At 69.0% G+C, this 6351-nt stretch carries 8 protein-coding genes; 3 read left to right on the top strand and 5 right to left on the bottom strand.

Features of this window, described 5'->3' with window-relative positions:
* Window positions 1-532: 532 nt before the first annotated feature.
* Window positions 533-1195 carry a DNA-3-methyladenine glycosylase gene (locus ABZ370_RS22265; protein WP_358623527.1) on the bottom strand — a complete coding sequence of 221 codons (663 nt, stop codon included), beginning with the start codon at window positions 1193-1195 and terminating at the stop codon, window positions 533-535.
* A gap of 155 nt (window positions 1196-1350) precedes the next feature.
* On the opposite strand from ABZ370_RS22265, the gene ABZ370_RS22260 reads away from it, so the two are divergent.
* On the top strand, window positions 1351-2133 hold the full coding sequence (locus tag ABZ370_RS22260) for a sporulation protein (protein WP_358623525.1): 783 nt from the start codon (window positions 1351-1353) through the stop codon (window positions 2131-2133).
* 73 nt (window positions 2134-2206) lie between these two features.
* Here the strand turns inward: ABZ370_RS22260 and ABZ370_RS22255 are convergent, their stop codons facing one another.
* Entirely contained in the window at window positions 2207-2542 is a 336-nt protein-coding gene (locus tag ABZ370_RS22255) for a barstar family protein (protein WP_358623522.1), read from the bottom strand.
* Between the two features lie 87 nt (window positions 2543-2629).
* On the opposite strand from ABZ370_RS22255, the gene ABZ370_RS22250 reads away from it, so the two are divergent.
* Window positions 2630-3169, top strand: coding sequence for a YbhB/YbcL family Raf kinase inhibitor-like protein (locus ABZ370_RS22250; protein ID WP_358623519.1), 540 nt, complete (start codon window positions 2630-2632; stop codon window positions 3167-3169).
* A gap of 104 nt (window positions 3170-3273) precedes the next feature.
* Window positions 3274-3777 carry an HNH endonuclease gene (locus ABZ370_RS22245; protein ID WP_358623564.1) on the top strand — a complete coding sequence of 168 codons (504 nt, stop codon included), beginning with the start codon at window positions 3274-3276 and terminating at the stop codon, window positions 3775-3777.
* Between the two features lie 96 nt (window positions 3778-3873).
* On the opposite strand, the gene ABZ370_RS22240 is transcribed toward ABZ370_RS22245, so the two are convergent.
* The 3 genes from ABZ370_RS22240 to ABZ370_RS22230 all read right to left on the bottom strand — a co-directional run bounded on the left by ABZ370_RS22240 (window position 3874) and on the right by ABZ370_RS22230 (window position 6303).
* Window positions 3874-4842: an SPFH domain-containing protein gene (locus ABZ370_RS22240; RefSeq protein ID WP_358623518.1), complete on the bottom strand. Its 969-nt coding sequence runs from the start codon at window positions 4840-4842 to the stop codon at window positions 3874-3876.
* A gap of 137 nt (window positions 4843-4979) precedes the next feature.
* Window positions 4980-5405, bottom strand: coding sequence for an NfeD family protein (locus ABZ370_RS22235; protein WP_358623516.1), 426 nt, complete (start codon window positions 5403-5405; stop codon window positions 4980-4982).
* A 106-nt stretch (window positions 5406-5511) separates the two neighbouring features.
* Window positions 5512-6303 (bottom strand): ABC transporter ATP-binding protein, encoded by a 792-nt coding sequence (locus ABZ370_RS22230; protein WP_358623514.1) that lies wholly within the window; start codon window positions 6301-6303, stop codon window positions 5512-5514.
* Window positions 6304-6351: the final 48 nt, after the last annotated feature.

Raw genomic sequence — 6351 nt, 5'->3', positions numbered from 1 at the left:
TTACACATCACGAGAGCGGAACCACCGGAGGAATAATCCGATGGTTCACAGCGTCCTCGCTGTGTGTTTCTTCAAAGGAACCTCGACCACATCTAAACGATGCGGACGGGGTATCAACATATTTGGCGTTGACTTTTAGCACGCTGTTGAGTTCTCAAGGAACGGACGCTTCCTTTGAAACCGTATCACCGGTTTCTCCGGGCTTTTCCCTTCAGTGCCTTTCGGCCTTTCGTGTTTCCAACCTTACCAGATCCGTTTTCCGTTCCGTTTCCGGTCCGAATTCCGTTTCCGGCCCCCTGTTGGAGCGGGGTGTTTCGCGCCTTCCGGCGTGTCCACCACTTTAGCGAATTTCCCGCTCAGCTCCTAATCGGAGCCCCAGGGCATGATTTCGCGCAGCGAAATAAGGCCCTCTTCGGGAAGCTTCAGTAGTGGTTGGCCGCCTGGGGCTGCTGGGACCCGACCTGCTGGTCGAGTCGACAACGCTGCCCGTCTCAAGCGGCTCGGGCTACGTTAGGCCTCCGGCCGACCGGAGTCAAGTTCCCACCTGACGACGCGTCGGGCCCCGGCGCCTCGGGGTGTGCGCCCGGTACGGGCTGACCGAGGGGTCGCCGTCGATCCAGAAGCGCCACGGGTGGGTGGCGCCCTCGCCGCCGACTCCCGTGCGGGGTCCGCTGAGCACGTGCTCGGGGCGGGCGGGGCGGCCCGTGAGGATCTCCAGCGCGGACTGCGGGCCCGCGCAGACATCCGCGCCGTCCAGTCGGCGGTCGACACCGAGTGCCGTGGCCAGCCGGGCGGGCCCCTTGGCCAGCTCATGATCGTTGCGCGCCTTCGGCCGGCGCTCATGGGCGTGCTCATGTCCGTACAGCACCTCCCCCGCGCGCAGCAGTACCCCGCTCGGGGAGCCCTCGGGGCCGCAGACCAGGTTGAGGCAATGCCACATGCCGTAGGTGAAGTAGACATACGCATGACCCGGGGGGCCGAACATCACGGCGTTGCGCTCGGTGCGGCCGCGGTAGGCGTGCGAGCCGGGGTCGGCCGGGCCCGCGTACGCCTCGACCTCGGTCAGGCGCAGGGCGAGGGGACCGCCGGGGGTGCGTCGGACGAGGATGCGCCCTAGGAGGTCCGGTGCGACTTCCAGGACCGGGCGGTCGAAGAAGGCACGGGCCAGCGGGGCGCGGTCGGGTCCATCGGTCACTTCGGCTCCGTCAGTCACGCGGTCCGAGCGTAGTGGAACCGATGGGTACCGGTGGTTGGAGCCGGGCCACCGCACTGCGAGGGTATGACCTGCGGAACCGCAGGCGACTGTTCCGCGTATCTACTGTTCAACAGTGCGTCCTTGAGAGGGAGAACATGGGCTTCAAGAAGCTGCTCGCGAGTTTGGGTGCCGGTGGCGCCTCGGTGGAGACGGTGCTGACCGAGGAGAACGTCGTCCCGGGTGGCGTCGTGCAGGGCGAGGTCCGTATCCAGGGCGGCTCTGTCGCGCAGCAGATCGAGGGGCTCTCCGTCGGCCTTCAAGCGCGGGTCGAGGTGGAGCGGGACGACCAGGAGATCAAGCAGAACATCGAGTTCACCCAGCAGCAGCTGGGCGGCGCGTTCGAGGTGCAGCCGGGTGCGGTGCACTCGGTGCAGTTCGGTCTGGAGATCCCCTGGGAGACTCCGGTCACCACGTTCCTTGGACATCACCTGACCGGGATGCATGTGGGGGTGACCACGGAGCTGGCGATCGCGCGTGCGGTGGACTCGGGCGACCTGGACCCGGTCAATGTGCATCCGCTCCCCGCCCAGCAGGCCATCCTGGACGCGTTCGGTGCGCTCGGTTTCCGGTTCAAGAACGCCGACTTGGAGAAGGGGCACATCCGCGGGACGCGCCAGCGGCTGCCCTTCTACCAGGAGATCGAGTTCCACGCCCCGCAGCAGTACCGGGGGCTGAACCAGGTGGAGCTGTCCTTCGTCGCCGACGACCGCGAGATGGACATCGTCCTGGAGATGGACAAGAAGCCGGGGCTGTTCAGCTCGGGCAGCGACTCCTACCGGTCCTTCACGGTCGGCCTGGACTCCTACCAGGAGACGGACTGGGCCGCGTATCTGAACCAGTGGCTCGCCGAGGTCGGCGGCAAGCGCAACTGGTTCTGAGCCCCGGCGGGTTCCTGGACCACACGATTGCCCGCGGGGCGTGCGCCGGATGATCCGGTGCACGCCCCGCGCGCTATGCGTCGTCCGGGCCGTCGTCGTACCAGATGGTCAGCGGTGTGCCGCGGGCCGACCAGTACGTCACGGCGTCGCTGAGGATGTCCTCCGCGATGGCCGCGGCATCGGGTGCCGCGTCGCGGAACGCCGCCCAGCCCCGGACCCGCAGCAGATAGCCGCTGGGTTCGGCGCCCTCGCCCCACCAGGAGAGGTCGGTGAGGCAGTCGGCGAGCGCGTCCCAGTTGTGCCCGTACCAGTCGGGGAAGCGCAGGTCCCGGGCGCAGCGCTCGAGGAAGCCGTCCTTGTCGGACACGCCGTCGAGGTGCAGGGGGAGGACGGGGGTCGGGCCTGTCATGGGCGCCATGGTGCCAGCCCGCGGCTGTCCGGTCTCGTTAGGCTGGCCGGACAGCTGATCAACCGCGATCATCAGGAGGTTTTCGACGTGTCCGACCAGAACCGGCGTCCGCTCCCCCATGACTTCCATCCGCCGGTGCCGTCGTTCACCGTGGTGAGCGACGATGTGGCGGCGGGCGGCACACTGCCGTCCGCCCAGGTGCAGGCGGAGGGGAACACCTCGCCGCAGCTGCGCTGGGAGGGTTTCCCGGAGGGGACGAAGAGCTTCGCCGTCACCTGCTTCGACCCGGACGCGCCGACCGGCAGCGGGTTCTGGCACTGGGTGCTGTTCGACATTCCGGCGACCGTGACGGAGCTGCCGGCCGCGGCGGGCGGCGGTGGCTTCGCGGGGCTTCCCGAGGGGGCCGTGCACGCCCGTAACGACTTCGGCACCCGGGACTTCGGCGGGGCCGCGCCGCCGCCCGGGGACGGGCCGCACCGCTATGTGTTCACGGTGTACGCGGTGGACACCGAGAAGCTGGGCCCGGACGCCGACGCGACGCCCGCGGTGGTCGGCTTCAACCTGCGCTTCCACACGCTGGGCCGGGCGCATCTGATCGGCGAGTACGAGGTGCCCGCGGCGGGCTGACGCCGCGAAATTGCGTTGTCCTCGGCCATCCTCCCGGCCAGAGTTGATCCCGGCCCGCCCGTCACGGGGAGGCGGGCGTGGCCGGGATGCGGGAGGTGGTCGGGATGCGCGAGACGCTGGTTCTGAACGCGAGCTTCGAGCCGCTGTCGACGGTGACGCTGCGGCGTGCGGTGGTGCTGGTCCTTCAGGAGAAGGCCGTCGTCGAACGCGCCCATCCGGGGCTGCGGGTGCGCGCCGCGGCGGTCGATCTGCCGGTGCCGCGGGTGATCCGGCTGTGCCGTTACGTACGGGTGCCGTTCCGAAGACGTGCTCCGTGGTCGCGGCGCGGGGTGCTGGTGCGGGATCAGCACCGGTGCGCGTACTGCGGGCGGCGGGCGACGACCGTGGACCATGTGGTGCCGCGGTCGCGCGGGGGCGGGGACACCTGGCTGAACACGGTCGCGTGCTGCGCGGAGGACAACCACCGCAAGGCGGACCGGACTCCGGAGCAGGCGGGGATGCGGCTGCTCAACTCGCCGTTCGAGCCGACGCCTTCGGACGCGCTGCTGCTGGCGCTGGGGGCGGCGGAGCGGGACGGGCTGCCGGAGTGGCTGGCGCTGCCCGCCTGAGCCCGTGGGCCCGTTCCCGGCAGGGCGGCGCCGTCATGTGAGAGGGCCGGTACCCGTCGTGGGTACCGGCCCTCTCACACGTTCACGTGCCGTCGGTCAGTCGATCCTCGGCTGTTCGCGGCGCGGGGCGGCCTCCTTGCCGGTGCCCGTCGGGGCGGCCGGGGCGGAGCCGCCGCCGTTCCCGCCGCCCAGCGGGTTGAAGTTGCCGAACGCGCCACCGAGGCCCTTGAGGGCGTCGCCGATCTCGCTGGGCACGATCCAGAGCTTGTTGGCGTCGCCCTCGGCGATCTTCGGCAGCATCTGGAGGTACTGGTAGGAGAGCAGCTTCTGGTCCGGGTCTCCGGCGTGGATGGACTCGAAGACCGTACGGATCGCCTGGGCCTCGCCCTCGGCGCGCAGCGCGGCGGCCTTGGACTCTCCCTCGGCCCGCAGGATCGCGGACTGCTTCTCGCCCTCGGCGCGCAGGATCTCGGACTGCCGGATACCTTCGGCCTGGAGGATCGCGGCGCGCTTGTCACGGTCGGCGCGCATCTGCTTCTCCATCGAGTCCTGGATGGAGGTCGGCGGCTCGATGGCCTTCAGCTCGACGCGGTTGACGCGGATGCCCCACTTGCCGGTGGCCTCGTCGAGGACGCCGCGCAGCGCCGCGTTGATCTCCTCACGGGAGGTCAGGGTGCGCTCCAGGTCCATGCCGCCGATGATGTTCCGCAGGGTGGTGACGGTCAGCTGCTCGATCGCCTGGATGTAGCTGGCGACCTCGTAGGTGGCGGCCCGGGCGTCGGTCACCTGGTAGTAGATGACGGTGTCGATGTTCACGACCAGGTTGTCCTGGGTGATCACCGGCTGCGGCGGGAACGGGACGACCTGTTCCCGCAGATCGACGCGGTTGCGGATCGAGTCGATGAACGGGACGACGATGTTGAGGCCCGCGTTGAGGGTGCGTGTGTAGCGGCCGAAGCGTTCCACGATGGCGGCACTGGCCTGCGGGATGACCTGGATCGTCTTGATCAGTGCGATGAAGACGAGCACCACCAGGATGATCAGGACGATGATGATCGGTTCCACAGCGGCTCCCCGTGCCCTTCATGCGTGCTTCTGGATGATCGGGATGATCAAGTCCGGTCTTGTGGGTGGAGTCTGTCAGATCGACGGCCGACTCCGCAGCTGAGCGGGGTGGCGCTCAGCTCTTGGTACTACGGCGTCTACATGACGACGGCGGTGGCGCCGTCGATCTCGACGACGTCGACCTGCTGGCCGGGTTCATAGGCCTGGCCGGGGTCGAGCGACCGGGCGGACCAGACCTCGCCGGCCAGCTTGATACGGCCGGCGCCGCTGTCGTCGACGCGTTCGAGGACGACGGCCTGGCGGCCTTTCAGCGCCTCGACGCCGCTGCGCAGCCCGGGTTGCTGACGGCGGCTGCGGACCGCCATCGGCCGGACGACGGCGACCAGCGCGACCGATACGGCGCAGAAGACGATGACCTGGAGCACGATGCCTCCGCCGAGCGCATCGGTGAGGGCTCCGGCAACCGCACCGACCGCGACCATCCCGAATTCGGGCATCGCGGTCAGCACGAGCGGGATACCCAGTCCTACGGCGGCGATCAGCCACCACACCCACGAATCCACAAGGTCATGGTAGTTCTCGGGGCCCGTCGAGGAACAGGGCGCGATCCGGGTCACGGAGAGCATGCGCCGTGTTCGGGGCGGGGGTTCAGGCCATCGGGGGGTGATTTCAGGTCAGCGGCAGGCCCTGGGCGGTCCAGCGGTCGCCGTTGCGCTCGACGAGCAGCGGGAGCCCGAAGCAGCGCGAGAGGTTGCGGGAGGTCAGCTCCATGTCGATGGGCCCGGCGGTGAGCACCTTGCCCTGACGGATCATCAGGACGTGGGTGAAGCCCGGGGGGATTTCCTCGACATGGTGTGTCACCATGATCATCGACGGCGCGTACGGATCACGGGCGAGCCGTCCGAGGCGGCGCACCAGGTCCTCACGGCCGCCGAGGTCGAGCCCGGCCGCCGGCTCGTCGAGGAGCAGCAGTTCGGGGTCGGTCATCATCGCGCGGGCGATGAGGGCGCGCTTGCGCTCTCCCTCGGAGAGGGTGCCGAACTTGCGGTTGAGGAACTTGTTCATGCCGAGGCGCTCGAGGAAGGCCCGGGCCCGGGTCTCGTCGACCGCGTCGTAGTTCTCCTGCCAGTGTGCGGTCATGCCGTACGCGGCGGTGAGCACGGTCTGCAGGACGGTCTGGCCGCGCGGCAGCTTGTCGGCCATGGCGATGCCCGCCATGCCGATGCGCGGGCGCAGCTCGAAGACGTCCACCGCGCCGAGCTGCTCGCCGAGAATCCGGGCGGACCCGGCGCTCGGGAAGAGGTAGCTCGACGCGAGGTTGAGCAGGGTGGTCTTCCCGGCGCCGTTGGGGCCGAGGATCACCCAGCGCTCGCCTTCTTTGATCGACCAGGAGACGTCGTCCACCAGAGCCCGACCGTCGCGGACCACGGATACGTCCACCAGCTCCAGAACCTCGCTCATGAGCGCGTTGTCTCCCATTGCAGTCTCGAGTGTCGCGTGCGCCTGTGG

The organism is Streptomyces sp. NPDC005962, assembly GCF_040629205.1.
Classification (GTDB): Bacteria; Actinomycetota; Actinomycetes; order Streptomycetales; family Streptomycetaceae; genus Streptomyces.
The sequence above is the reverse complement of the archived record's forward strand: the minus strand, read 5'-3'. Positions and strand labels throughout refer to the sequence as shown.